Source organism: Chryseobacterium sp. IHB B 17019 (assembly GCF_001456155.1).
Classification (GTDB): domain Bacteria; phylum Bacteroidota; class Bacteroidia; order Flavobacteriales; family Weeksellaceae; genus Chryseobacterium.
In genome coordinates this window covers 1832103-1854308 of sequence record NZ_CP013293.1, presented here as the reverse complement: position 1 = coordinate 1854308, position 22206 = coordinate 1832103, and the positions used below count along the sequence as shown (strand labels likewise).

Annotated in this window: 22 protein-coding genes and 3 tRNA genes; 15 read left to right on the top strand and 10 right to left on the bottom strand. The window is 34.4% G+C overall.

Annotated features, from left to right (window positions below; translation table 11 throughout):
* Nucleotides 1-17 precede the first annotated feature (17 nt).
* Complete coding sequence (locus ATE47_RS08575; protein WP_062161572.1) at nt 18-629, bottom strand: L-threonylcarbamoyladenylate synthase; 612 nt, start codon at nt 627-629, stop codon at nt 18-20.
* A gap of 101 nt (nt 630-730) precedes the next feature.
* Here ATE47_RS08575 and ATE47_RS08570 point away from each other — a divergent pair.
* From ATE47_RS08570 to ATE47_RS08555, 4 genes are all read left to right on the top strand, one after another.
* Nucleotides 731-803 (top strand) — tRNA-Met (locus ATE47_RS08570).
* A 41-nt stretch (nt 804-844) separates the two neighbouring features.
* Nucleotides 845-917, top strand: a tRNA-Met gene (locus ATE47_RS08565).
* A gap of 37 nt (nt 918-954) precedes the next feature.
* A tRNA-Met gene (locus tag ATE47_RS08560) sits at nt 955-1027 on the top strand.
* A 130-nt stretch (nt 1028-1157) separates the two neighbouring features.
* Complete coding sequence (locus ATE47_RS08555) at nt 1158-1568, top strand: hypothetical protein (protein ID WP_062161571.1); 411 nt, start codon at nt 1158-1160, stop codon at nt 1566-1568.
* Nucleotides 1569-1614: 46 nt separating this feature from the next.
* Here the strand turns inward: ATE47_RS08555 and ATE47_RS08550 are convergent, their stop codons facing one another.
* The 3 genes from ATE47_RS08550 to ATE47_RS08540 all read right to left on the bottom strand — a co-directional run bounded on the left by ATE47_RS08550 (nt 1615) and on the right by ATE47_RS08540 (nt 3250).
* A complete protein-coding gene (locus tag ATE47_RS08550) occupies nt 1615-1815 on the bottom strand; it encodes a DUF2945 domain-containing protein (protein ID WP_062161570.1) in 201 nt (66 codons plus the stop codon).
* A 123-nt stretch (nt 1816-1938) separates the two neighbouring features.
* Nucleotides 1939-2391 (bottom strand): carboxymuconolactone decarboxylase family protein, encoded by a 453-nt coding sequence (locus ATE47_RS08545; protein ID WP_062163497.1) that lies wholly within the window; start codon nt 2389-2391, stop codon nt 1939-1941.
* Between the two features lie 274 nt (nt 2392-2665).
* Entirely contained in the window at nt 2666-3250 is a 585-nt protein-coding gene (locus ATE47_RS08540; RefSeq protein ID WP_062161569.1) for a hypothetical protein, read from the bottom strand.
* Nucleotides 3251-3587: 337 nt separating this feature from the next.
* On the opposite strand from ATE47_RS08540, the gene ATE47_RS08535 reads away from it, so the two are divergent.
* From ATE47_RS08535 to ATE47_RS08515, 5 genes are all read left to right on the top strand, one after another.
* Nucleotides 3588-3953: a BlaI/MecI/CopY family transcriptional regulator gene (locus ATE47_RS08535; protein ID WP_062163496.1), complete on the top strand. Its 366-nt coding sequence runs from the start codon at nt 3588-3590 to the stop codon at nt 3951-3953.
* Nucleotides 3954-3955: 2 nt separating this feature from the next.
* The gene (locus tag ATE47_RS08530) at nt 3956-5821 is read left to right on the top strand and encodes a M56 family metallopeptidase (protein WP_062161568.1); all 1866 of its coding nucleotides are present in this window, start codon (nt 3956-3958) and stop codon (nt 5819-5821) included.
* Nucleotides 5822-5923: 102 nt separating this feature from the next.
* On the top strand, nt 5924-6829 hold the full coding sequence (locus ATE47_RS08525; protein ID WP_062161567.1) for a GLPGLI family protein: 906 nt from the start codon (nt 5924-5926) through the stop codon (nt 6827-6829).
* Between the two features lie 44 nt (nt 6830-6873).
* A complete protein-coding gene (locus ATE47_RS08520) occupies nt 6874-7650 on the top strand; it encodes a TlpA family protein disulfide reductase (protein ID WP_062161566.1) in 777 nt (258 codons plus the stop codon).
* A gap of 89 nt (nt 7651-7739) precedes the next feature.
* A complete protein-coding gene (locus ATE47_RS08515) occupies nt 7740-8585 on the top strand; it encodes a GLPGLI family protein (protein WP_082632546.1) in 846 nt (281 codons plus the stop codon).
* Between the two features lie 56 nt (nt 8586-8641).
* Here ATE47_RS08515 and fsa read toward each other — a convergent pair whose 3' ends face one another.
* Nucleotides 8642-9295, bottom strand: coding sequence for a fructose-6-phosphate aldolase (gene fsa / locus ATE47_RS08510; RefSeq protein ID WP_062161564.1), 654 nt, complete (start codon nt 9293-9295; stop codon nt 8642-8644).
* Between the two features lie 247 nt (nt 9296-9542).
* Between fsa and ATE47_RS08505 the strand changes: the two genes are divergently transcribed.
* Nucleotides 9543-10025 carry a YdeI/OmpD-associated family protein gene (locus tag ATE47_RS08505; protein ID WP_062161563.1) on the top strand — a complete coding sequence of 161 codons (483 nt, stop codon included), beginning with the start codon at nt 9543-9545 and terminating at the stop codon, nt 10023-10025.
* 50 nt (nt 10026-10075) lie between these two features.
* Here ATE47_RS08505 and ATE47_RS08500 read toward each other — a convergent pair whose 3' ends face one another.
* Nucleotides 10076-10627, bottom strand: a complete 552-nt coding sequence (locus ATE47_RS08500; protein ID WP_062161562.1) for a tetratricopeptide repeat protein — start codon at nt 10625-10627, stop codon at nt 10076-10078.
* A gap of 186 nt (nt 10628-10813) precedes the next feature.
* On the opposite strand from ATE47_RS08500, the gene pepE reads away from it, so the two are divergent.
* The 3 genes from pepE to ATE47_RS08485 all read left to right on the top strand — a co-directional run bounded on the left by pepE (nt 10814) and on the right by ATE47_RS08485 (nt 14135).
* Entirely contained in the window at nt 10814-11506 is a 693-nt protein-coding gene (gene pepE / locus ATE47_RS08495) for a dipeptidase PepE (RefSeq protein ID WP_062161561.1), read from the top strand.
* A 97-nt stretch (nt 11507-11603) separates the two neighbouring features.
* Entirely contained in the window at nt 11604-12974 is a 1371-nt protein-coding gene (dacB, locus tag ATE47_RS08490) for a D-alanyl-D-alanine carboxypeptidase/D-alanyl-D-alanine endopeptidase (RefSeq protein WP_062161560.1), read from the top strand.
* A 3-nt stretch (nt 12975-12977) separates the two neighbouring features.
* Entirely contained in the window at nt 12978-14135 is a 1158-nt protein-coding gene (locus tag ATE47_RS08485) for an ATP-binding protein (RefSeq protein ID WP_442857091.1), read from the top strand.
* Nucleotides 14136-14299: 164 nt separating this feature from the next.
* Here ATE47_RS08485 and ATE47_RS08480 read toward each other — a convergent pair whose 3' ends face one another.
* Nucleotides 14300-16156 (bottom strand): M61 family metallopeptidase, encoded by a 1857-nt coding sequence (locus ATE47_RS08480; protein WP_062161558.1) that lies wholly within the window; start codon nt 16154-16156, stop codon nt 14300-14302.
* Between the two features lie 510 nt (nt 16157-16666).
* Here ATE47_RS08480 and ATE47_RS08475 point away from each other — a divergent pair.
* Nucleotides 16667-17089 (top strand): hypothetical protein, encoded by a 423-nt coding sequence (locus ATE47_RS08475; protein ID WP_062161557.1) that lies wholly within the window; start codon nt 16667-16669, stop codon nt 17087-17089.
* Between the two features lie 357 nt (nt 17090-17446).
* A complete protein-coding gene (locus tag ATE47_RS08470; RefSeq protein WP_062161556.1) occupies nt 17447-17872 on the top strand; it encodes a hypothetical protein in 426 nt (141 codons plus the stop codon).
* Nucleotides 17873-17981: 109 nt separating this feature from the next.
* Here the strand turns inward: ATE47_RS08470 and ATE47_RS08465 are convergent, their stop codons facing one another.
* The 3 genes from ATE47_RS08465 to ATE47_RS08450 all read right to left on the bottom strand — a co-directional run bounded on the left by ATE47_RS08465 (nt 17982) and on the right by ATE47_RS08450 (nt 22049).
* On the bottom strand, nt 17982-19610 hold the full coding sequence (locus ATE47_RS08465) for a M1 family metallopeptidase (protein ID WP_062161555.1): 1629 nt from the start codon (nt 19608-19610) through the stop codon (nt 17982-17984).
* 430 nt (nt 19611-20040) lie between these two features.
* Nucleotides 20041-20868 (bottom strand): twin-arginine translocase subunit TatC, encoded by an 828-nt coding sequence (gene tatC, locus ATE47_RS08460; protein WP_181898009.1) that lies wholly within the window; start codon nt 20866-20868, stop codon nt 20041-20043.
* Between the two features lie 221 nt (nt 20869-21089).
* The gene (locus tag ATE47_RS08450) at nt 21090-22049 is read right to left on the bottom strand and encodes a KpsF/GutQ family sugar-phosphate isomerase (RefSeq protein ID WP_062161553.1); all 960 of its coding nucleotides are present in this window, start codon (nt 22047-22049) and stop codon (nt 21090-21092) included.
* Between the last annotated feature and the right edge of the window lie 157 nt (nt 22050-22206).

Below are 22206 nucleotides of genomic sequence, written 5' to 3'. Positions count from 1 at the left end.
TGAGTAAAATTTTATTTTTAGACAATACCTTTTCCCTGTCGGATAATTTCCGGCTCGCCTGAAGTGAGGTCAACAATGGTTGAAGCCATATTATCACCATATCCGGAGTCAATAACAATATCCACTAAATGATCGTATTTTTCAGCAATAAGCTCGGGATCGGTGGAATATTCAATGATTTCGTCATCATCTTTAATGGATGTTGAGGCGATCGGGTGGCCCAGCTTTTCAACAATCAGTTGTGGAATAGGGTGATCCGGAACACGAATACCGATGGTTTTGTGATTTTTATAAGCTAAAGGGACACTTTTATTAGCATCAAGAATAAAGGTAAACGGACCCGGAAGATGGCTCTTCAAAAATCTGAAAACGGAGGTTTCAATAGGTCTTGTAAAATCCGAAAGATGGCTTAGATCATTACAAATTATTGAAAATTGGGCCTTTTCAAGCTTTATTTTTTTTATTTGAGCAAGCTTTTCCATGGCTTTTATGTCAAAAATATTACAGCCCAGCGCATAAACCGTGTCTGAAGGATAAATGATTAATCCGCCATTATTCAAAGTTTTAATTACTTCATTAATAAGATTTTCCTGTGGGTTGTCAGGATAAATTTTCAATATTTTTGCCATAGAACAAAGATACAAATATTAAGATAGTTTTTATAAAAGTCCTTTATTTAAAAGAAAAATTAGGAATTTTAAATTTTTGTCGTATATTTGCAATCCAATATCGCGGGATGGAGCAGTAGGTAGCTCGTCGGGCTCATAACCCGAAGGTCATCGGTTCGAGTCCGGTTCCCGCTACTAAGATTAAAACGTCAGCGGTGACGTTTCTAAAAATACACCGCGGGGTGGAGCAGTAGGTAGCTCGTCGGGCTCATAACCCGAAGGTCGCACGTTCGAGTCGTGTCCCCGCTACTAAGATAACGCTCACGGTGGCGTTCTAAAAATACACCGCGGGATGGAGCAGTAGGTAGCTCGTCGGGCTCATAACCCGAAGGTCATCGGTTCGAGTCCGGTTCCCGCTACTATTTTAAAGAGTATTACAAATTTTGTGATACTCTTTTTTATTTCTCCTTATTGTGAATTATGTATTTTTATTAAAAAATGGCTTGATTTATGTAATTATTTAGAAATACCAACTTAAATCACAATATTATGTACAAAAAAATCCTCGCAGGTTTAGGTGGTGCCATAGCGGTAAACCTTCTGCACGAAGCAATCAGAAAGAATTTTGACAATGCTCCACAGATTAATAAAGTGGGAGAAGAGGCTTTAAATAAAGCTTTGGATAAGGTCGATATGAAAATTACAAATCCGGATCAGCTGTATGCTGCTACCTTGGCCGGAGATGTTATTGGGAATGGGATTTATTACGCTACTACTGCCACATCAGGTTTTAATATGGCGTCCGGACTTCTGATGGGATTGGGAACAGTTGCGCTTCCTGAAAAGCTGGGATTGGATGATTCTCCTGTTGCATCAACGACGGAGAAAAAAGTAATGACAGTTGCTTATTATCTTTTCGGGGCTATTGTCACGAAATGGATTTATGACAAAATAAAATAGATAATCTGTTTTCAAAATATAGCTGCCACAATTTTTGTGGCTTTTTTTATATTTTCTTTAGAGTAGAAGCTTTGTGAACGGCTGTTTTACCTGTTTTTTCACTCATCACTTCATATTGTGGCTCGGATTCTGAAGCACGGCGTTGTCGGTTCATAAATATAAAGTCTTTTGTATGAATTTTTATAATGACTCCGTGTGTTTCACCGTTTCTGAATCGCCATTTTACGGCATCTCCTTTATTGAACATAGCATTTTAATTTATTATTTTAAAATCACTTATTATGCCATAAATTTTACATTATTTAAAAAAAACAAAAGAGAACCATTGCGGCTCTCTTTACTATTAAATCAATTCTAAATTGCTCAAAAACTATCCAAACATTCCTACCTGATAATCTCCCGGAACCTGTCTGAATACAATGTTGAATCTGTTCCAGATATTAATTGAATTTACGACTAAAGTAAGATCGATCATTTCCTCTTCTGAGAAGTGTTTTTTTGTACTTTCATACACTTCATCAGAAACGTGAAGAGCGTTTACGCCTTCAGCAAATTCCAGGGCAGCTCTCTCTCTTTCTGTGAAATATGGAGTTTCTCTCCATGCGCTCAATCCGTAAAGTCGCTGTTCTGTTTCTCCCATTGCACGAAGCTCTTTTGAGTGCATATCAAGGCAGTAAGAGCATTTGTTGATCTGTGAAATTCTGAAATCAATAAGTTCTATCAATTGCTTGCCAATCGAGGAATGTTTCAGATATTGGTTGATTCCAAAGATTGGGGTAATTGCTTTTTTTCCTTTTTCGAATAAATTGATTCTTGGTTCCATAATTTTAAAATTTTTGTTGTTATACCTTAATGACAACCGAGTTTTTGTTTTTTGGACAGAAATTTGAAAAAATTTAACCACAAAAGTCACAAAAGTTTTAAATGCCTTAAAATATTGAGTTTAACATTCAAAAGCAAAGTTTACAAAATGCAGTTAGTGACTTCAAAACTAAGCGTGACTTAATAAATAATTTTAAGTAAAAAGCTTTTGTAATAAATAAAAAATCCTACTTAAAAAGCAGGATTTCATATCATTTAATTAATAAAATAAATTATTATTGAGTCGCCAATTGATTATAAGGCGTCAATGCATAATCATCTGCCATGGTCTGGCCTAAGAATTCTTTCTTAGAATTTCCTTTCATTCTTCCGGCTGCATCGTTTGCATTGAAATAAGATTCATTCAGCTTAGTAGATGTTTCAGCAGGATTAAGGTCGAATTTTGTATCACCTTCCACACCAAGATATCCGTTCTTTCTTGTAAGATTCGTGATATAGTTGTTGTAGTTGATCATGGTGTCTCTGAACATTGTATTATGATATTCCATGCATTTTTTTGCTTTCTTGGAAGAATTATTCATGATACAGCTGTTCATGTTTCCTCTGTACATGCGCCATTCCAGCTCCACTTTTCCGTATTCCTTTGCCAATGCAATTTTTCCGTTTGTAAGGATATTTGGATCATTTTCCTTTGTGCTGATATCCTGCAAATGCTTGATAACTAAAGGAACTGTATTTTCAATTTTAGTTTTAGCCTCTTTTACCGCACTGAAATCCGCAGCAGGAGAACCCTTCTTTTGAGCCGTAGTTAGGTTAAAAACAAGTAGTAATAGTACAATTAATAAATTATATCTTTTCATGAGAAATTTTTAAAGCACTAAAATAAATATATTTTCTCGGTTTAAACAAATTCATTTTAATTTTATTTAATAAAAATTAACAAGTTTTAAGAATTTCTTTTGCAAATCAGGATTTTTCTATTGATCGAATAGGCAATAATTTCTCTGTCTTAAAAATTTAACAAATTTTAATAAAAATTATTTTACTGATTATCAATTAGTTATATCGTTTAATCTTTTATCACTAAAAAAATAGTTGTTTCGAAAGATTTTATTTCTACATTTGTATAACTAATTTCTTAGTGATATTAAATTTAAGTTAAAATTTATATCATATTTAATGATTAAAAAGAGGGATATGAAGATTCAGACTTTAACAAAAGCAGAAGAGCAGGTGATGCAGTATTTATGGAAACTGGAAAAAGGATTTCTAAAAGATATTCTTGATCTTTTTCCGGACCCGAAACCGCATACCAACACCGTTTCTACCATTTTAAAAGTATTGAAGGAAAAAGAATTCGTAGACTACAACGTATACGGAAGGCAGCATGAATATTTTCCATTGATCTCGAAGGAGCAATATTCTGGAAAAACGATGAAAAGTCTTGTGAAAAATTATTTTAAAGGTTCCTACAAAAGTGCCGTTTCTTTCCTTGTAGAAAAGAACGAAATGACCGTGGAAGACCTTGAAATGCTATTGAACGAACTCAAAAATAAGAACTAGCTATGGAAACTGTACTTCTATACTTCGGAAAAGTTATTTTATGTTCCGGTGTAATGTTTTTGTATTACCGGTTGTCTCTTAAAGACAAGACGTTTCATCACTACAACAGATTTTATCTTTTGTTTGCGATGTTTATATCGTTGTTGCTTCCTTTAGTAAAGGTTGAAGATTTTACGGTTGAAGTAAGCAATGACATTTATAAGCTAATAGATAAGGTACAGAATTTTAACACAACAAAAAACTTAAACAATGACCACATTTATTTTAGAATTATTTTTTCAGCTTTGGGACTGGTTTCTTTCTATTTTTTAGGAAGGTTCATCTACGGGATTTTCAGAATCCAACAGCTTAAAAATCAGTTTCAGAAAGAAAGTTTTGATGGCATTAATTTTTACCATACAAATCTGACAGAAGCTCCTTTTTCTTACTTTAAAAATCTCTTCTGGAAGAATTCTATTATGTTGAATTCAGATATTGGAAAGCAGATTTTAAAGCACGAAATGGTACATATTGAGCAGAAACACTCCTTCGATAAAATTTTTATTGAGATCATTACTTCTGTTTTCTGGTTCAATCCTTTTTTTCATATCATTAAAAAAGAAATTAGTTTAATTCACGAATATCTGGCTGATAAAAAAGCCGTAAAACAATCGGACACAAAAGCATTTGCGCAGATGCTTTTAGCAAGCCACTTTTCCGGAACACAGTTGCCTGCGACCAGTCCGTTTTTAAGTTCAAATCTAAAAAAACGATTAAAAATGTTACAAAAACCTAAAACCAAATTCGGGTATGCGCGTAGAATTTTTGCATTACCGGTAGTATTTTCAGTAGCGTTTGCTTATCTGGTAAATGCTAAAAACCAAGAAATTAAAGCAACAAATATAGAAATTGAGAAAGCGGTTTCTGAAATTAAAAAAGACAATAAAATTACCCTTAAAAAAGATACAATTACCCCCAATTCATCCAAAAATGATATTGTAGTAGCTCCTCGAGTATATAAAAAGTCTAATGACGACAAAAAAATTGCTGATCTCAGCAAAAAAATTCAGGAGAAAAGTGAAATCTTAAAAAACCTTAAGCCTGAAAGCAAGGAATATAATAAAAACCTTGAAGAAATAGGAAAATTATCAGGTGAGATCGGGAAAATTGCGAGTTCGGAAGATTTTCTGAAAAGAGCAATGGTGATCAGAATGGACGGCAAAGATGTGAATGTCACAGAATATTTCAATTCCAAAGAATGGAAGGATAAGGTGAAGGAATTTGAAAACATGAAAATCGAATTCGGTGAAATTCCTGAAATGCCCGAAATAGATTTTGATTTTTCCGATGTTCCACCACCGCCACACGCTCCGGGTGCACCAGGTACGCCAGCTGCTCCAAGAGTGAAGGTGTATTCCTACAGAGATAATATGCAGGACAGAAGATGGGCTCCCGAAGCTGATATGGCTTTCAGATCCGCGGAAAGAGCAAAAGAATCTGTGTCAACGGCTAAAAAAAGAGCGAAGCTTGACAAAGAAAGAGCAAGATTAGAAGAAAAAAGAGCCAAACTGGAAGGCGAAAGGGCAAAATTAGAAGTAGAAAGAAGAGCTTTGGACGGGAATAAAAGAGTTTATATTTACAGCAATAATTCTATGCCTATGAAATTTAACAAAGTAAGGGTAATGAATAATGCCAAAATCATCGCAGGAGAAGGAGTAAAGAAATATTCTGGTGACCTGAGCAACATGAAATTCTATATTGACGGAAAAGAAGTGACAAAACAAGACCTCGATGCTTTGGAACCTGGAAAAATCAAGAATATGAATGTCAACAAAAGATCAACAGACGGCAACAGCTCCGGAGAAATAAGAATAGAAACTAAAAAATAAAGTTCCAATCAGCTTTGTCAGTAAATTAAAATAAGTTTTAAACTTAGAACTTTAAACAATTTATCGACAGAGCTTTTTTTATTTAATAATACAATACAATTTATGAAAAACAATATCTTACTTTTTTTGTTTTTAAGTGTATGTACCAATGCACAAATAAACAGATTTTTCTACGATTACAAATACATTCCGGACTCCAACGATAAAGCCGATGTGAAAAAAGAAATGATGCTTCTGGATATCGATAAAAACGGTTCCAATTATTACAGCAGAGACAAATTTGTTGCCGATTCTACTTCAATGGCAGAAGTTCAGAAACAAATCAAAGGGGGTTCGGGAAATATCAATATCAGCAGAAGGGAAAGTCCGGGACAAGTGGGCTACAAGGTGACAAAATCTTATCCGGATTTCAAAACATATTTGTTTACAAGAGTTTCGATGGATCAATATAAGGTAAAAGAAGACCAGAAACCGGAATGGAAAATTCTTCCCGAAAAACAGAAAATCGGTGAATATAATACTCAAAAAGCCACCACAACTTACGGTGGAAGAGACTGGATTGCATGGTTCAGCACAGATATTCCTTTTCAGGACGGACCTTACAAATTTTACGGACTTCCGGGGTTGATTGTAAAGCTGGAAGATACTACCGGTTCACATATCATGACTTTAGTCGGAAACAAAAAAATTGAAACTCCCGTTGCAGCAACAGAATTGGATATGCCAGGAAATGTAAGAGTGATGGGAATTGGGGGAAAAGAAATTGAGGTTACAAAAGATCAATATAAAAAAGTGTGGAAAGCTTACATCAACGATCCTTCAAAAAATATGAGGGAAATGATGATGAGAAATGGAGGAGATGGTAACAACAGAGTGGCTTTCAAAGTAAGAACTTCAGACGGAAAAGAAATTTCGGACCCGAATCAGGTATTCAGGGAAATGGAAAAAAGAACAAAAGAATCTTTAGCAAAAAATAATAACCCAATTGAGCCGGATCTAGTAAAATAAATACCTGGCATGACTTTTGTCAAAAAAAATAAATACACAATACAATGATGAAATTTAAAAATTTTCTTAAGGCTGCGGTCTTATTACTGGTATTAATCCCATTAAACTACAACGCTCAGCAAAGCTGGAAAGATGAAGCTTTGAAAGGGCTTAACAAATCAGAAATCGAGGGCAATTTTAATCCGTTTGATAAAAATATTTCCATCTATTCAGCAGAAGGAAAAAAGATTGAGGGAAATGAGATGATGCAGGCGGTGATGAGTAAAGAATATAGCTTTGATAAGTATAAGAATGCTGATAGTGAACTAAAAGTAATAGTATTAAGAAAGCTTACCGAGCAGGAAAAAGCTGACCGGAAAGCAAAAATGGATAAAGAAGCAAAAGAAAAGGCAGCTGCAAAACCTGCTTTTGTGAAAAAAGCCGCACCATCTTTTACCTTAACAGATTTAAACAAGAAAAAATACAATTTAAATAGCTTGAAAGGTAAGGTTGTGGTCATTAATTTCTGGTTTACAACCTGTGCTCCCTGCCTTGCTGAAATGCCGGAACTCAACAAACTGGCGCAAAAATATGCAGATAAAGAGGTGGTGTTTTTAGCAGTAACATTTAATAATGAAGCAGTTTTGAAGAAATTCTTGGCCAAAAATCAATTTAAATATAATATTGTTCCCAATGCCAAGAAAACTGTAGATCAGTTTAAAGTGGACGGTTACCCGACTCATATTATTATTGATAAAAACTCTCAGATTGTTTTTAGAGATGGTTTCAGTTCAAGTATAATAGAAGAACTGGATACTGAAATCCAAAAAGCTTTACAATAATATTTAAAATATATAGGATGAATTAATTTTCATCCTTTTTTTCTAGAAAACGCAAAAGATAAACAATATTCAGAAAAATATTAACACAAATGAGAAAAACAATTTTTATCCTTACCCTCCTTTTGGGTATATTCATGAATGCTCAGAATCAACGGTTTATATATGAATATCGATTTGTAAAAGATTCTACAAAAAAGAACAATGCAGAATCTGCAATCATGTATCTGGATGTAGCGAAAAAAGGTTCCAAATTTTATAACAGAAATAACTTTGTTGCTGACTCAATTACAAATGAGAGAGTTAAATCGGGCAATTTTGATTTAAAAGATATCAAAGTTAAAGAGCCAAAATATACAATAGAAAAGAATTATCCTGACTATAAAGTTTTATACTTTAACATCATGGATGCAGTCGAATATAAAGTTTCTGACGATCGGAAGATTAACTGGCAAATTTTACCTGACAAAGAAAAAATTGGAGAACTTAATGCACAAAAAGCTGTTGGCGAATTTGCAGGAAGAAAATGGATCGCATGGTTTGTTTCAGAGATTCCTATTCAGGATGGACCTTATAAATTTCATGGACTGCCTGGTTTGATTATAAAGATTGAAGATACTACAAGCTCACATATTTTTATTTTGAAAGCAATTAAAAAATTGAAAGAAAATGAAGTCTGGAAAAGTGAAAATAATAAGGAAAGATTTGAAGATATGATCGCTTTAGATCCTGAAAATTATAAAAAACATTTTATTGAAAATAGAAAAAACCCCACAAGAAGATTAGGCCAATGGATTGCAAGCAACCAGGAGACAATGCTATTAGATAGGGACGGTAAAGAGGTAAATCCAAATGAAATGATAAGAAGAAAAGAGAAAGAAGCTAGAGAAGAAAATGCCAGAAATAACAACATTCTGGAATTAGATTTATTGCAATAAAAAATTCGGCGCGGAAACAAAGTTTCCGCGCCGAATTATATCTAAATTACTATAAATTAAGCTAATTTCTGAGAGTCTGCAATAAACTGAGCCAATCCGCTTTCCGTTAATGGATGTTTTAGCAAGCTCAAGATCGGAGGAAGTGGTGATGTAATTACATCAGCACCAATCTTCGCGCAATCGATAATATGCATTGAGTGACGGATAGAAGCCGCCAAAATTTCAGTTTCATACATATAATTATCAAAAATTAATCTGATTTCCTGGATAAGGTTCAGCCCGTCTGTTGAAATATCATCCAGTCTTCCCAGGAAAGGAGAAACATAAGTTGCTCCGGCTTTCGCTGCTAAAAGAGCCTGTCCAGCAGAGAAAATCAATGTACAGTTAGTTTTGATTCCTTTATCGGAAAAATATTTTAAAGCTTTGATTCCGTCTTTAATCATCGGGATTTTTACTACGATATTTGGGTGGATTGCTGCCAATTCTTCACCTTCTTTGATCATTTCCTCGTACGTTGTAGAAAGTACTTCTGCAGAAATATCGCCGTCTACGATTTCGCAAATTGCTTTGTAGTGATTTTTAATTGCTTCAGCTCCCTGGATGCCTTCTTTTGCCATTAATGAAGGGTTTGTCGTTACTCCATCAAGGATTCCAAGATCTTTAGCTTCTTTAATTTGCTCTAAATTAGCAGTGTCGATAAAAAATTTCATTTTGTTTTACAGATTTATTTCGTGCAAAGATAATCATTCCTTTTAATTTTGTGGTTAAGGTTAAGGTTAAGGTTAAGGTTAAGGTCGATGAGATAGCATTTCAGATTAACTATCGAATTTAAATAAGCTAGTATTAGCGAAGTAAAAATTCTCTTTCCTGAAGGGGTGGATTTTTGCACAGCAAAAAGAAGGGGTAGTTAAAAAACTCCAACCTGTCGCCTAAAGCAAAAAATATTAAATTTACATCATGAAAAACTTCACCACCAAACTCGAAATCATCGGCATCAATCCTTTTGTTTTCATTCCTGAAGAAATTTTGAATCATATTTTCGAAAAAGCAGGAAAGGATAAAAGCCCGATTCCTGTGAAAGGAACTGTAAATGGTAAAGAATTTAAGCAAAACCTGATGAAGTATTTAGGTGAATGGCGATTATATGTTAATTTAACCATGCTAAAAGATTCTCCCAAAAGAATTGGTGAGACAATAGAAGTTTTTGTTGAGTTTGATGACTCAGACAGAAGCATTTCCATTCATCCAAAATTAGAGGAAGCTATTAAAGAAAGTCCGTTTGCTACAAAGAATTTTGAAAGTTTAATTCCTTCAAGAAAATTAGAGTTAATCCGATATATTAATAATCTTAAAACTGAAGAAAGCATTAACCGGAACATTGAAAAAATCATTCGTCATCTCCACGGTGAAACAGACTTTTTCGGTAAGAAAATTAACTAAAAACATTTAAACTATTAAAATAAAAAAGCCGGAAAATTTTCCGGCTTTTGCTATGAATTTAAAACTTTATTAAGTTTGATAGCTTCCTCATTGGTAGGATCATACTGTAAAGATTTCGTAATATGTTCCTTTGCTTTGGCTGGATTACTTTGTTGCTCCGCAAAAGCAATATAAAAATAAGCGTAAGCCAGATTTTTCTTATTCTGTTCCACTTCTTCCGGTTTTACAGTTGCAATATACTTTTCATAAGCAATCTTTGCATTAGCATCATCTTTAGCCGACTGATACGCATAAGCCTGGCTGTAATAAGATGGAGCCCAATCTGGTAACAGGGCAGAGATCTTTTTCCAGGTTTCTACTGCATTGGTCCAGTCAGATGCTTCCTGATAAGCTGTTGCCAACTTGGCTAAAGCATCCGTATCCTTCGGATTGGCTTCGATTTGTTTTTTAAGGGCATCAATAGTAGAATTTCCTGTTTGGCTTGTAGCAGCCGTAGTTTTTGTACTATCTACCGGAGTTGTCTGTGCACTTAAAAAACTCGCACCTCCTATAAATAATAAACCTAAAAACAGGCTTTTAATTTCAATCTTAATCATTTTCATAATCTTACATTTTTCAAATTGTAATTTCTATGATTCAAGAATAATTCCATAAAAAATCAAATTTTAGAACCTTTAAGTTTTTTTTGAAAATATTAACGGGATGAATGTTTTTTTTATCTAAATTTTTGATTCGTTACTGTTTCGGTTATCTTTGTATTTAAACCATTTTAATCTCTAATTTTTGTAATGAATATCATATTAGCTTCAACATCCACACTTTTCGGAGGGGAATATTTGGAATATTTAAGGGAAGAATTAATCAAATTGTATGAAGGAATTGATGAAATTATTTTCGTTCCTTTTGCCCGACCCGGCGGAATTTCTTTGGATGATTATACAGCAAAAGCTCAATCTTTCTTTGAAACCATTAATATTAAGGTAAAAGGCCTCCACGAATTTGAAGATAAAATAGAGGCATTAAATCAGGCAAAAGCTTATTTTACAGGCGGCGGAAATACTTTTCTTTTGGTAAAAACCTTACATGAAGAAAATCTGATGTCTGTTTTAAAGCAAAATATAGAAAACGGAAAACCTTATTTAGGGTGCAGTGCCGGAAGCAATATCGGTGGACAAAACATGAAAACCACGAACGATATGCCGATCGTTTATCCACCGAGTTTTGGTTGTATGGGATTGGTTCCTTTTAATATAAATCCGCATTACCTCGATCCGAATCCGGATTTGAAGCATAACGGTGAAACAAGGGAAACAAGGATTAAAGAGTTTTTAACTCAGAACGATCTGAAAGTTGTCGGTTTACGGGAAGGCAATTGGATCAGAAAAGTTGGAGATAAAATTACCGTTGAAGGCAGTGAGCTGACAAGGATTTTTGAAAAAGATAAAGAACCTTACGAGATAGAACCGGGCACGGAATTGTAAATTTATTTTTAATTATATTTGAATATAGAATGTGATAAGGATCATATTTAAATTCTCTGTTCAGAATGTCAATAAAGCTTAGAAAAATAAAAATGCAATGAGAAAAATAGTAGCAATTCTCACTCTTTCAACGCAAATTATTTTTGCTCAAAATATAGCCCAAAAACTGGATGCAGCCACCAAAGAGCTGATGGATTCTTCGGGGGCAATTGCTTCCAACCTGTCGTTTTATGTTTCTGATGAAAACGGAAATTTTATTTACGAATATCAGGGAAATAAAGGACTTTCTACTGCTTCAACACAGAAAATATTCACAGCAGCGGCGGCTTTGGAAACGTTAGGTAAAAGTTATACTTATAAAACAACATCAAGCTTTTCAGGAAATATTTCTGGCGGAGTTTTAAATGGAAACCTTTTCATCACTTCAAACGGGGACCCTACATTGGGAAGCTGGAGGTATGATGCTTATAAACCGGAAAATTTTAAGCAAAAACTAATTGAAGTCATAAAAAAATCAGGAATCACAAAGATTTCCGGTGACCTTATTATCGATGATTCTTATTTTGATCATCAAACTATTCCCGGAGGCTGGCCCTGGGATGATCTGGGAAATTATTATGGTGCAGGAGTCTGGGGAATCAACTGGCGTGAAAATCAGTTTGATATCAATATAAACGGAACCGAATTTCAAAGTTTTTCCTATCCTCTGGAAGGTGTAAAATGGTTGAACGACCTGAAAGTTGGAGGAAGTTCAGACCAAAGCCTGATCTTCACGGCACCGCATTCTGATGTTGCTTTAATTAACGGAACTTTACCTTCAAAAACGGTTACGGTTTCCGGTTCTACACCGAATCCGCCACTACAATTAGGAGTTGAAGTAAAACAATGGTTGAAGGAATCAGGAATTGATTTTTCCGGAAAAGTGGTGACAAATTCTCAATTGGAAATTGAAGGAAAACAAGCTATGGAAGTCCCGAAAGAAAATGTAATTCTTACATACGAATCTCCAACCTTAGATAAAATTATTTATTGGTTTTTAAGAAAAAGTATCAATCTTTACGGTGAAACGTTAATTAAAACATTGGGAAAAGAAAAGAAAGGAAATCCAAGCTTTAAAAGTGGAGTTGCGTTTCTGAAAGACTTCTGGAAGTCAAAGGGAATCAACCCAAATATGATTAATTTTGCTGATGGAAGTGGACTTTCACCACAGAATTATGCTTCGGCAAAAGCACAGGTTCAGGCCTTGCTGTATGCGAAAAAACAACTGTGGTTTGAGTCTTATTATGACGGCTTCCCGATTCAGGAAAACGGTATCAAAATGAAAAGCGGAACCATGCGCGATACCAAATCTTTTGCGGGTTACCATACTTCAAAAGATGGAAAAAAATATGTATTTTCTATCATTATTAACAATTATCAGGGAAGCGGAAGTTCGGAGCTGCAGAAAATTCTGAATGTTTTAAAATAAATTATTTTGAGGAAATCCATTCTTGCCAGGCTGAATAACTGGATTATTTTTACCTTAATGACCATCGTGGTTTTAACGATTGTCATTGCTTCGACGATTCTTATTAATTTTTTGCGAAAAGAAGAAGTGAAAAGGGTTGATATTTTGGTAAGCGCCTTAAGATTTCAGCAGGAAGTAGCGAATCCGAATTTGGAAGTTCAGGCATTGCTTCTTCAGATTTATAGCTCCAATACAACAATTCCGCTCATTATTTTAGATAAAAATGATCAGATTATTGAGCACAAAAATATCCCTAAAGATATTGAAGGTGACTCCTCGAAAATATTAGCTTTAGCAAAAAAAATGGCAAAGAGCTATACTCCTATTGAAATTGAAATCGTAAAAGGAAACAAGCAAATTGTTTATTACGACAATTCACAATTGTTGAATAATTTACGCTATTCTCCATTTATCTTAGGATTTTTTATTCTGTGCTATTTTCTGTTTTCATTCTGGTTTTTAAGGACTGTCAAAAAAACAGATGAAGGATATCTCTGGGCCGGATTGGCGAAGGAAACGGCACATCAGATAGGAACCCCGCTGTCTTCAATGATCGGCTGGATGGAGATCATGAAGCTCGACACTCCTGATTCTGAAGGCGTTCATGAGATTGAAAAAGATATTGAAAGATTAAGAACAATCTCTGAAAGGTTTTCCAAAATCGGTTCTGTTCCGGAGCTGAATGATATGGATTTTAATGCAACTATTCGTGAGAATTATGATTATTTAAAAACCAGGATTTCAAGAAAAATAAATTTCGGACTGCATCTTCCTAATTATACAATTTTGGTTCCTCACAATAAAATTCTGATGAGCTGGGTAATTGAAAATCTAGTAAAAAATGCCGTAGATGCGATGAAAGGTGAGGGTTCCATTTCCATGTCTGTTTTTGAACGGAATAAAAATATTGTAGTGGAAGTTCAGGATAACGGAAGCGGAATGACGAAACAACAAGCTAGGAATGCCTTTAAACCAGGATATTCAACCAAAAAAAGAGGTTGGGGATTGGGATTGTCATTAGCGAAAAGGGTAATCAAAGAATATCACAGCGGAGATATTAAAATCTCACAGACTGAAGTGGGAAAGGGGACGACTTTTAGAATAACGATTAAAAAAGGATAATTTAAACACCATTCTCACTAATCTTTCACAAATAAGCACGATTAAATTATGTTTTTATTTATCATCAAATTTGTGTAATTAGTGAAAATATTTGTGCTCATTAGTGTTTAAAACAAAAAGCGGAGAAAATTCCCCGCTAATATTCATTTAAATTAAATCAAAAATTATTTCTTTCCAGTCAGCCACTGCGTCTGCAGCTTCAGTTCTGCCGGAGTAGGATTAGCTTTATATTGCAATGTTTCCACTGTCATTTTATCTAAAATTGCTTTTCCTTTAAGATCAATTTTTTCAGATTTTCCGCCGTTGTTTCTTAAAACGGTTACTGTCACATTCTGGCCTTCTTTAATTGTTTTAGAATACCCAATGAAATCCTGAATATTCTGAACATTAATTGTTTTCCCATCCAATGCTACAATTTCGTCGGTTATTTTGAAGCCTATACTCTTTGCAAAAGATGATAAAGCCGAACTTTCATCGAAAATAAAAGTATTGTTTTTATCGTTGTAACCCGTTTGTTCCGGATTTTTAATAAACCAGAAAATTGGTGGCGTTTCCTGCTTTTTAATTTCTACTCCCACCTGGTTCAGGTAATCTGCATAAGGCGTTGGCTGGCTTCCGGCAATGTATTTGTTGTAGAAATCTCTCACCTGAGGATATCCTGTTACTGCTACCAATTCATCAATCAGCTTATCATCTTTAAACGGCTTGTTTTCACCGAATCTTTGCGATAATTTTCTGATCATATCGCGGTAACCCATTTCACCGTTTGACAGTTTTCTTAATTCAATATCAAGGCACATCGTCAAAAGTGTTCCTTTTTCGTAAACGTTTCTGTATTGATCTTTGTATTCGTCCTTAAGAATATTTTTACTCATCACCGTGAAAGGCATGGTGTCGTTGTAGCTCTTGGAGTTTGTAATTTTTTCGTTAATTCTTTGAAGGAACTCATCTTTAGTAATCAGACCTTCCTGAATCTGGAATAAATTGGCAAAATATTCCGTTCCGCCTTCATACATCCAAAGGTGTTGAGACATTTTCGGGTCTGCATAATCGAAATAATGAATCTCTTCCGAGTGCGTTTTCAAAGGATTTACCGTGTGGAAAAACTCGTGGGAAACTACGTCTGTAATGGTTTTATCAATGGCTTCTTTCGGCATCATTTCAGGAAGGACAACACTCGTAGATTCATGGTGTTCCAATGCTCCGAAACCTTTGATCTGCGGCCCGTCACCTCCTGAAAGGTAGAGCATGATCGCATATTTTTTGTTGGTATTCATGTCACCCAAAAATTTCTTCTGAGCCACTACCATTTTTTCTAAATTTTCTTTAAAATCAGCAGCTTTATATTTTCCCGTCGGAGAATAAACGCCCAGAACAAGATCCATTCCGCCTGCATTAAACGTGATGTAATCAGGTTTTGTGTACATCAAAGGAGAGTCCGTAAGCTTTGCATAATTTGCCAGGGTAAACGTATCCGTAGATTCAGACTTATCCTGATCTACTAAAGCGGTTGTTCCGTAGAAATCAGTCGGTTTCTGAATTACTAATTGATAAGGAACATCCTGCATATTGTCGATATATCCAATAAAACCGTGTGTATTTACCATATACACTTTTCCGGCTTCGATGTCCGTTCCAGAAGGGGAAAATACGGCTTTATGTTTTGAAGAATCCATCTCATCATCAAAACTGTCGTTTACCAGATAGGTTACTTTTGTTAAATTCTGAGCATTTTTAAGGGTATAGGTATTGTCTCCTACTTTTGTAAAAGCCAGTTCCTTTCCTTTATTATCATAAAATTTTATTCCTTCTACAAATCTTCCGTAATCATCCACGGAATAAGTTCCGGGAACGGTTTTTGGAAAATGAAACTTTACGTCGCCGGATTTCATTTTCGGAAATTCCATTGTAACGGCAACTTTATCATCTTTTACATTGACAAGGTCAATTGTTGTTTTGATAGACTGGGCATTAACGAGAAATGCAGTCAATATACCCAAGCTTAGTGCTATTTTTTTCATTGTTTAAATTATATATACAAATAGTTGCTTTTAAAATCATTTTGTTACAAATGTTCAAGAATTAATTTAAAACTTAATAATAAATGTTAAAATTAAAAGATATTTAGTTTCTTTTCAAAATAAAATTTAAAGAAAAACTTTCAAGAGGAAATAAAATTATTCCATATAAAATAAAATGCCATAATTTTTTTTAGTGATCAATGCTTTTTGTGGAATTTTAAGGTTTTTTCAAATATAATCGACTGATATTTTAAATGCAATATAATTTTATAGCCGTCGTTTTCCTGATAGTAAATTCAAAATTATGAACAACAATTTTTTAATCACTGTACCTTGTGTAGCAAGATCTGAATTATGTAAAACATTTTTAAACAAAACGATAATTAATATCTGGTATCGTTATAAACAATTAAGCCAAAACCGTTGAGTCAATATAAAAATACAGAAAAAGATGAAACGTTTAATCTTGGCATGAATTTTGACTAAAAATTAACTTAAAAAATACAAAAAATGAAAAACAATTTCTTAAACTCTACACTTAGAGTAGCAAAATCTGCATTATTAGCAGGAACAGTGTTCGCAACAGTATTATCTTGTAGCCATGATGATGAGCCTGCACCGAGAATTAACCACAAAATTTTAGTTAAAGCAGAAGCATCAACAGGAAGCAATATTACGGGTGGAAAACATTCATTTTATGCTGATGAGGAATATGAAAATTTTACAGCAAGTGGAGAAAAATGGACAAAAGAAGTAACAACCATAGGAACACAGGGGTATGATGGCGCAGTTCGAGTAGTAGTAAATGCTACGGGAGCAAATGCTTCTTCAACACTAAAATTACAGATTTATGTAGATGGTACATTGAAAAATGAAAGTGTGGTAACAGGTCAAAGTCTTCAGGCAGGTCTTACGACGATATATAAATATTAATAATAGTTAATATAATTACTAGGCTTCCTCGACATTACGAGGAAGCTTTTTTATGCTTATGCTATTTTTTCATTGTGTTTATATTATAATTTAGTAGTTGCTAAAAAGTGGATAAAACACATACTTATTTAACATAAATTTTATTAGTTAAATTTATTTTTGGATAAAATAATAATTTTTTTTAATTAAAAATTTAATTGTTGTAAAATTTATATAATGTTATGGCTTGTAGATAAAATAAAAGTTTATTTTTTGAGAATTTTACAATAAATTAAGATAATTTAGCCGAAATCATAAATATATTTAAAATGTAAAATAAACGTTTAATGTTTTGTTTCTTTGTGAAAAATATAAATTATGAGACAAAATTTTTTAGGCTCAAAACTTTTTAGAGGAGCCGTTACCGCAGTTTTAGCAGGTGCTTTATTTTCGACAACTATATCATGTGATGATGACAGAGAAGTGACACCTTCAATGGCGCACAAAATTACCTACAAAGCTGAAATTGTTTTGGGAGGTACTATCACAGGAGGTACATATTATGATATTGTAGAAATAGCGGATAAAACCATCCCTCCGGTAGGTCAGGTATTTACTAAAGAATATCAAACCATAGCTGCTGTGGGAACTATGAATACAGCATCTATCAATGTAAAAGCAACAGGAACGAATCCTGCATCGATGATGACTGTAAAAATATTTGTCGATGATAAATTGATGAGTGAAAAAGTAGTTACAGGAGTGAATCTTGATGCGGCTACCTCTTATAAATTAACATATTAATAAAAGGGTTAAATAAAAACCGTCTCCTTTATCGGGGACGGTTTTTTATGCTTGCTAAAAAAATAATTTTTAAAACTGATATAAGATTATTCAGGCAATATTGCTTTATTTATTGCACTTTTTTATAATTGATATAATAATTTTTATTGAAATCAATGGAACCTCCTTTCTTCAGTTTTACAGTCTGCCATTGTTCGGTAGGGTTGATGGTTTGTTCGCCAATTCTGATCGGAAGATTAAAGCCTTTAACTACATCTGTATAACGGAATTTCATTTCTTCTCCTTTTTGAACATATTCTAAAACCGGAACTTTTGTAGTTCTTAAATATTGATTAAAAATACTTGAAAAATCTATCCCCGATTTTTTTGAAATATAATCCTCAACCTGTTGTGTGGTAACGGTTTGGTGATAGAAATCTTTATTTAATCCTCTTAAGATCTGTCTGAATTTATCATCATTATTAATAACCTGACGAATGGTGTGCAGCATGCTTGCTCCTTTTGGATACATATCGCCGCTGCCTTCATTTCTTACGCCATATTTTCCGATAATAGGAATGTCATTATTGATCGTTTTATGGATTCCCTGCATATAAATATCCGCAGATTTTTTATCCATATATTTTTCGGTAAAAAGCACTTCGGAATACATCGTGAAACCTTCATGCACCCACATATCCGCCTGATCTTTTGCCGTGATATTGTTTGCAAACCACTCATGGCCGCTTTCATGAATGATGATATAATCCCAGTTCAGTCCAACTCCCGTTCCGGACAAATCTCTTCCAAGATATCCGTTTTGATACCCGTTTCCATAGGCAACATTACTTTGGTGTTCCATGCCTAAATACGGTGAGTCAACAAGCTTGTAAGAGTCTTCATAAAAAGGATACGGCCCAAACCAATATTCAAATGCCGAAAGCATCGGTTTTACTTGCTGGAATTGTTTTTTTGCTTTATCTAAATTATAATCCAGTACCCAGTAATCCAGATCCAGCGTTCCTTTTTCGCCTTTGTAAGTATCTTTAAAATTTACATATTTTCCAATATTCGGAATGATAGAGTAGGCATTGATGGGATTTTTCACTTCCCAGCTGTAAGCAATTTTATCACCCTGAGTTTTTTTATCAATTAACTTTCCGTTTCCGATACCTACTAAATCTTTCGGAGTGATAATTTTCATAATAACACCGTTGTCTGGTTCATCGCTCCAGATATCTTTTGTCGGAAGCCAGATAGATGCCCCGATTCCTTCGTCAGCAACGCTCATCCACGGATTTCCTTTTTCATCTTTTGTGAAAACCCAACCTCCGTCCCAAGGAGCATTTTTTGCAATCGTAGGGTTTCCGGAGTAAGTGACATTAATAGTATATTTTTCTCCCTTTTTAAAGTTTTTATTGGTTTTAATCCAAATAAAATCACCATCCTGTTTATATTCTGCTATCAGGAAACTTGCTTCCACTTTATCAGCTTTCATCGGTTGTTGTAAATCAATTTGAAATGTGGGATTTGCAGCGTCTTTTATAATTTCAAAACTGATTGTATTGTTTCCTTTGATACTTTTCTGTTCAAAATCCGGCTCTACGGAAAGATTATATTTCTTGACATCCCAAAAATTCCGGAATTTTGTATTGGAACCCTTTAATGTATCTTGTTTTGTGAATGTTTTATCTTTCTCAAAGAACTGTCCGAAGATAAGTCCGGAGGCAAACAAAAGTGTATACGACAGCTTTTTCATTTAAATTGAATTAATCTTTTCAAAAATAGAAAATTAATTGATTGTAAGTTCCCGAAATGGTAAAATTATTGAAGCTCAACATAATTAACGTAATAATTACCTGTCATCCTGAAAGGATCCAGCCACAAATCTTCCAGACCCGTGTCTAATACTTTGCTTAGACCCTTTCAGGATGACAAACGGGGGTTAGTTAACATTGATAAAACGACAAAAAGTTCTTTGGTGGCTGAGGTTCTCGAAGCCACCCGTCCTGAACCCTAGCCCCGATTGCAGCATTTGTTTGAGCTCATTTCCTGTTTTTTTCGGGGCGGCGGCAAAGCCGCCGCCCCGAAAAAAACAGGAAATAGCGAGTGCGGAAAGCGGGAAATAGCTCAAAAAAAATCCCGAAGAATCAATCTGCGGGAATATATTATTTTAAATTTTTGATATTTTATTTCTGTACAACCGGTAAATTTCCAGCTGATTTTTGAACTCTTTTATAGGTATAAGAACACATCAGAATACTGAATTCATACAATAAAAGCAACGGGAAAGCCGCCATCAACATACTCAAAACGTCGGCAGGAGTGATAATTGCAGCCACAACCATAATTAAAACAATAGCGTGACGGCGATAAGTTCTCATAAACATTGGAGTCAAGATCCCAATCGTTGTAAGGAAATAAATAAGTACGGGGAAAAGGAAAATCACTCCCATACCCAAAACTACCTGTAAAAACAATGTCGTATAATCACTCAGATCGTAAAGAGGAATAATAATGTCTGAAATTTTAAAAATAACCCCGAAATTAACGGCAAAAGGAAGAATTAAATAATATCCGCATAAAACACCCGTCATAAATAAAATCCAAACCGAATTGATAATAAAGATTGAATTTTTTCTTTCCTTCGGATGCAGGGCCGGACTGATAAATCGCCAAAGTTCCCAGACAATATACGGGAAAGCAGCCACAATTCCTCCGAAGATGGAAACCGCCATCATCACATTAAACTGCTGGTAAAGCTTACTGGCACGTACAGGAAAATCTTTTGGAAGGTGAATGCTTTCTTCTCCTAAAATCATTTTAGAAAAGTGGTTGACAATCTCGAAAGTCGCAAAATCATTTCTGGTAGGGCCAAAAAAGATATGGTCCATAATCCAGTTGATATTAAAGCCGATGACCACTGCAGCAATTATAATAGCAATAATAGAGCGGATAAGGTGACCTCTTAATTCTCCAATATGTCCCCAGAAAGACATGTCTTTAGCATCACTCACAGAATAAAATTTTTAAGGCTCAAATTTATGAAATATTTTATTAAAGATGGAAGCCGGGAGCGGGAAGATGGAAGTTAAATATTTTACGTTAAAATTAAATATTTTAAGTTTATTAATAGAGATCTTTCAAATCTCAGTTAACCTGACTTTAAACTATAAAAAAGATAAATTTGTAACCTTAAACAATATAAACCTCACGTCTACAACCTCAAACTTCCAGCCTAATTAATCCCCTCATCAAGCAATTTATGCAGATCAATAATCCCGAAATATTTTCCGTTTTCGGTTACGATAAGTTGGCCGATGTTATTTTCTTTCAGGATTTTCATGGCTTCTTTTGCCAAGGCTGTTCTTTCAATCGTTTTTGGATGGGCAGACATAATGTCTTTTGCCAGAACTTTAGAAATGTCATCACCTTTCATCAGCATTCTTCTCAGATCTCCGTCTGTAATTACTCCGATAATTGCATCTTCATTCGTTACCACCGTAATTCCGTGTCTCGATCCGCTGATGGAAATAATGACATCTTTTACGGTATCATTTTCCGTTACCTGAGGTTTTTGTGAAGACAGGAAATCGTCAACTTTCGAGATTAAATTTTTCCCTAAGCTTCCTCCCGGATGGAATTTTGCAAAATCATTGGCTTTAAAATCATTCATTTCCATTAAAGAAACGGCCAAAGCATCTCCCAGAGCCATTTGTAAGGTTGTTGAACTTGTAGGAGCCAGTTTGTTCGGGCAGGCTTCCATATCAACATGCGTATCTAAAATTACTTCAGAGAATTCTGCCAGTTTGCTTGATTTATTTCCTGTCATCCCAATTAATGCGGAAGAATAATCCTTTAAATAAGGAACAAGGTTTACAATTTCCGGTGAATTTCCAGAGTTTGAAATACACAAAACAACATCTTGTTTCTGGATGACCCCCAAATCGCCGTGGATGGCTTCCGAGGCGTGTAAAAATTGAGCGGGAGTTCCCGTGGAATTTAATGTTGCAACGATTTTATTTCCGACATGCGCCGATTTCCCGATTCCTACAACGATCAGCTTTCCCTTCGCAGAATGTATGATTTCTACAGCTTTCGCAAATTGATCGTCAAGTCTGTTTTTTAGTTTTTTAAGTTCAGCAATCTCTATTTCTAAAGTTGTTCTTGCTATTGAAATAATGTTGGCTCTTTCCATTTTATTTTTAGGGGCTATACAAAAAATCTCTTAAAAAATGTTATATTTAAAAAAGAATATTTAATATAAGTTTTATTCTTAATAAATCCGTTCGCTTTTATTTTAAGCGAAAAATTCATAACTTTGGATTGGATGCAAATTTAGCAATAGAAAATTA

Coding starts and splice junctions, on each gene's coding strand:
- ATE47_RS08450 (WP_062161553.1), bottom strand. CDS start 22,049: ATGGAAAGAGCCAACATTATTTCAATAGCAAGAACAACTTTAGAAATA.
- ATE47_RS08505 (WP_062161563.1), top strand. CDS start 9,543: ATGAAAAACTTCACCACCAAACTCGAAATCATCGGCATCAATCCTTTT.
- fsa (WP_062161564.1), bottom strand. CDS start 9,295: ATGAAATTTTTTATCGACACTGCTAATTTAGAGCAAATTAAAGAAGCT.
- ATE47_RS08575 (WP_062161572.1), bottom strand. CDS start 629: ATGGCAAAAATATTGAAAATTTATCCTGACAACCCACAGGAAAATCTT.
- pepE (WP_062161561.1), top strand. CDS start 10,814: ATGAATATCATATTAGCTTCAACATCCACACTTTTCGGAGGGGAATAT.
- ATE47_RS08555 (WP_062161571.1), top strand. CDS start 1,158: ATGTACAAAAAAATCCTCGCAGGTTTAGGTGGTGCCATAGCGGTAAAC.
- ATE47_RS08515 (WP_082632546.1), top strand. CDS start 7,740: ATGAGAAAAACAATTTTTATCCTTACCCTCCTTTTGGGTATATTCATG.
- ATE47_RS08520 (WP_062161566.1), top strand. CDS start 6,874: ATGATGAAATTTAAAAATTTTCTTAAGGCTGCGGTCTTATTACTGGTA.
- ATE47_RS08500 (WP_062161562.1), bottom strand. CDS start 10,627: ATGAAAATGATTAAGATTGAAATTAAAAGCCTGTTTTTAGGTTTATTA.
- ATE47_RS08475 (WP_062161557.1), top strand. CDS start 16,667: ATGAAAAACAATTTCTTAAACTCTACACTTAGAGTAGCAAAATCTGCA.
- ATE47_RS08525 (WP_062161567.1), top strand. CDS start 5,924: ATGAAAAACAATATCTTACTTTTTTTGTTTTTAAGTGTATGTACCAAT.
- ATE47_RS08530 (WP_062161568.1), top strand. CDS start 3,956: ATGGAAACTGTACTTCTATACTTCGGAAAAGTTATTTTATGTTCCGGT.
- ATE47_RS08470 (WP_062161556.1), top strand. CDS start 17,447: ATGAGACAAAATTTTTTAGGCTCAAAACTTTTTAGAGGAGCCGTTACC.
- ATE47_RS08550 (WP_062161570.1), bottom strand. CDS start 1,815: ATGTTCAATAAAGGAGATGCCGTAAAATGGCGATTCAGAAACGGTGAA.
- ATE47_RS08480 (WP_062161558.1), bottom strand. CDS start 16,156: ATGAAAAAAATAGCACTAAGCTTGGGTATATTGACTGCATTTCTCGTT.
- ATE47_RS08540 (WP_062161569.1), bottom strand. CDS start 3,250: ATGAAAAGATATAATTTATTAATTGTACTATTACTACTTGTTTTTAAC.
- ATE47_RS08535 (WP_062163496.1), top strand. CDS start 3,588: ATGAAGATTCAGACTTTAACAAAAGCAGAAGAGCAGGTGATGCAGTAT.
- ATE47_RS08545 (WP_062163497.1), bottom strand. CDS start 2,391: ATGGAACCAAGAATCAATTTATTCGAAAAAGGAAAAAAAGCAATTACC.
- ATE47_RS08465 (WP_062161555.1), bottom strand. CDS start 19,610: ATGAAAAAGCTGTCGTATACACTTTTGTTTGCCTCCGGACTTATCTTC.
- dacB (WP_062161560.1), top strand. CDS start 11,604: ATGAGAAAAATAGTAGCAATTCTCACTCTTTCAACGCAAATTATTTTT.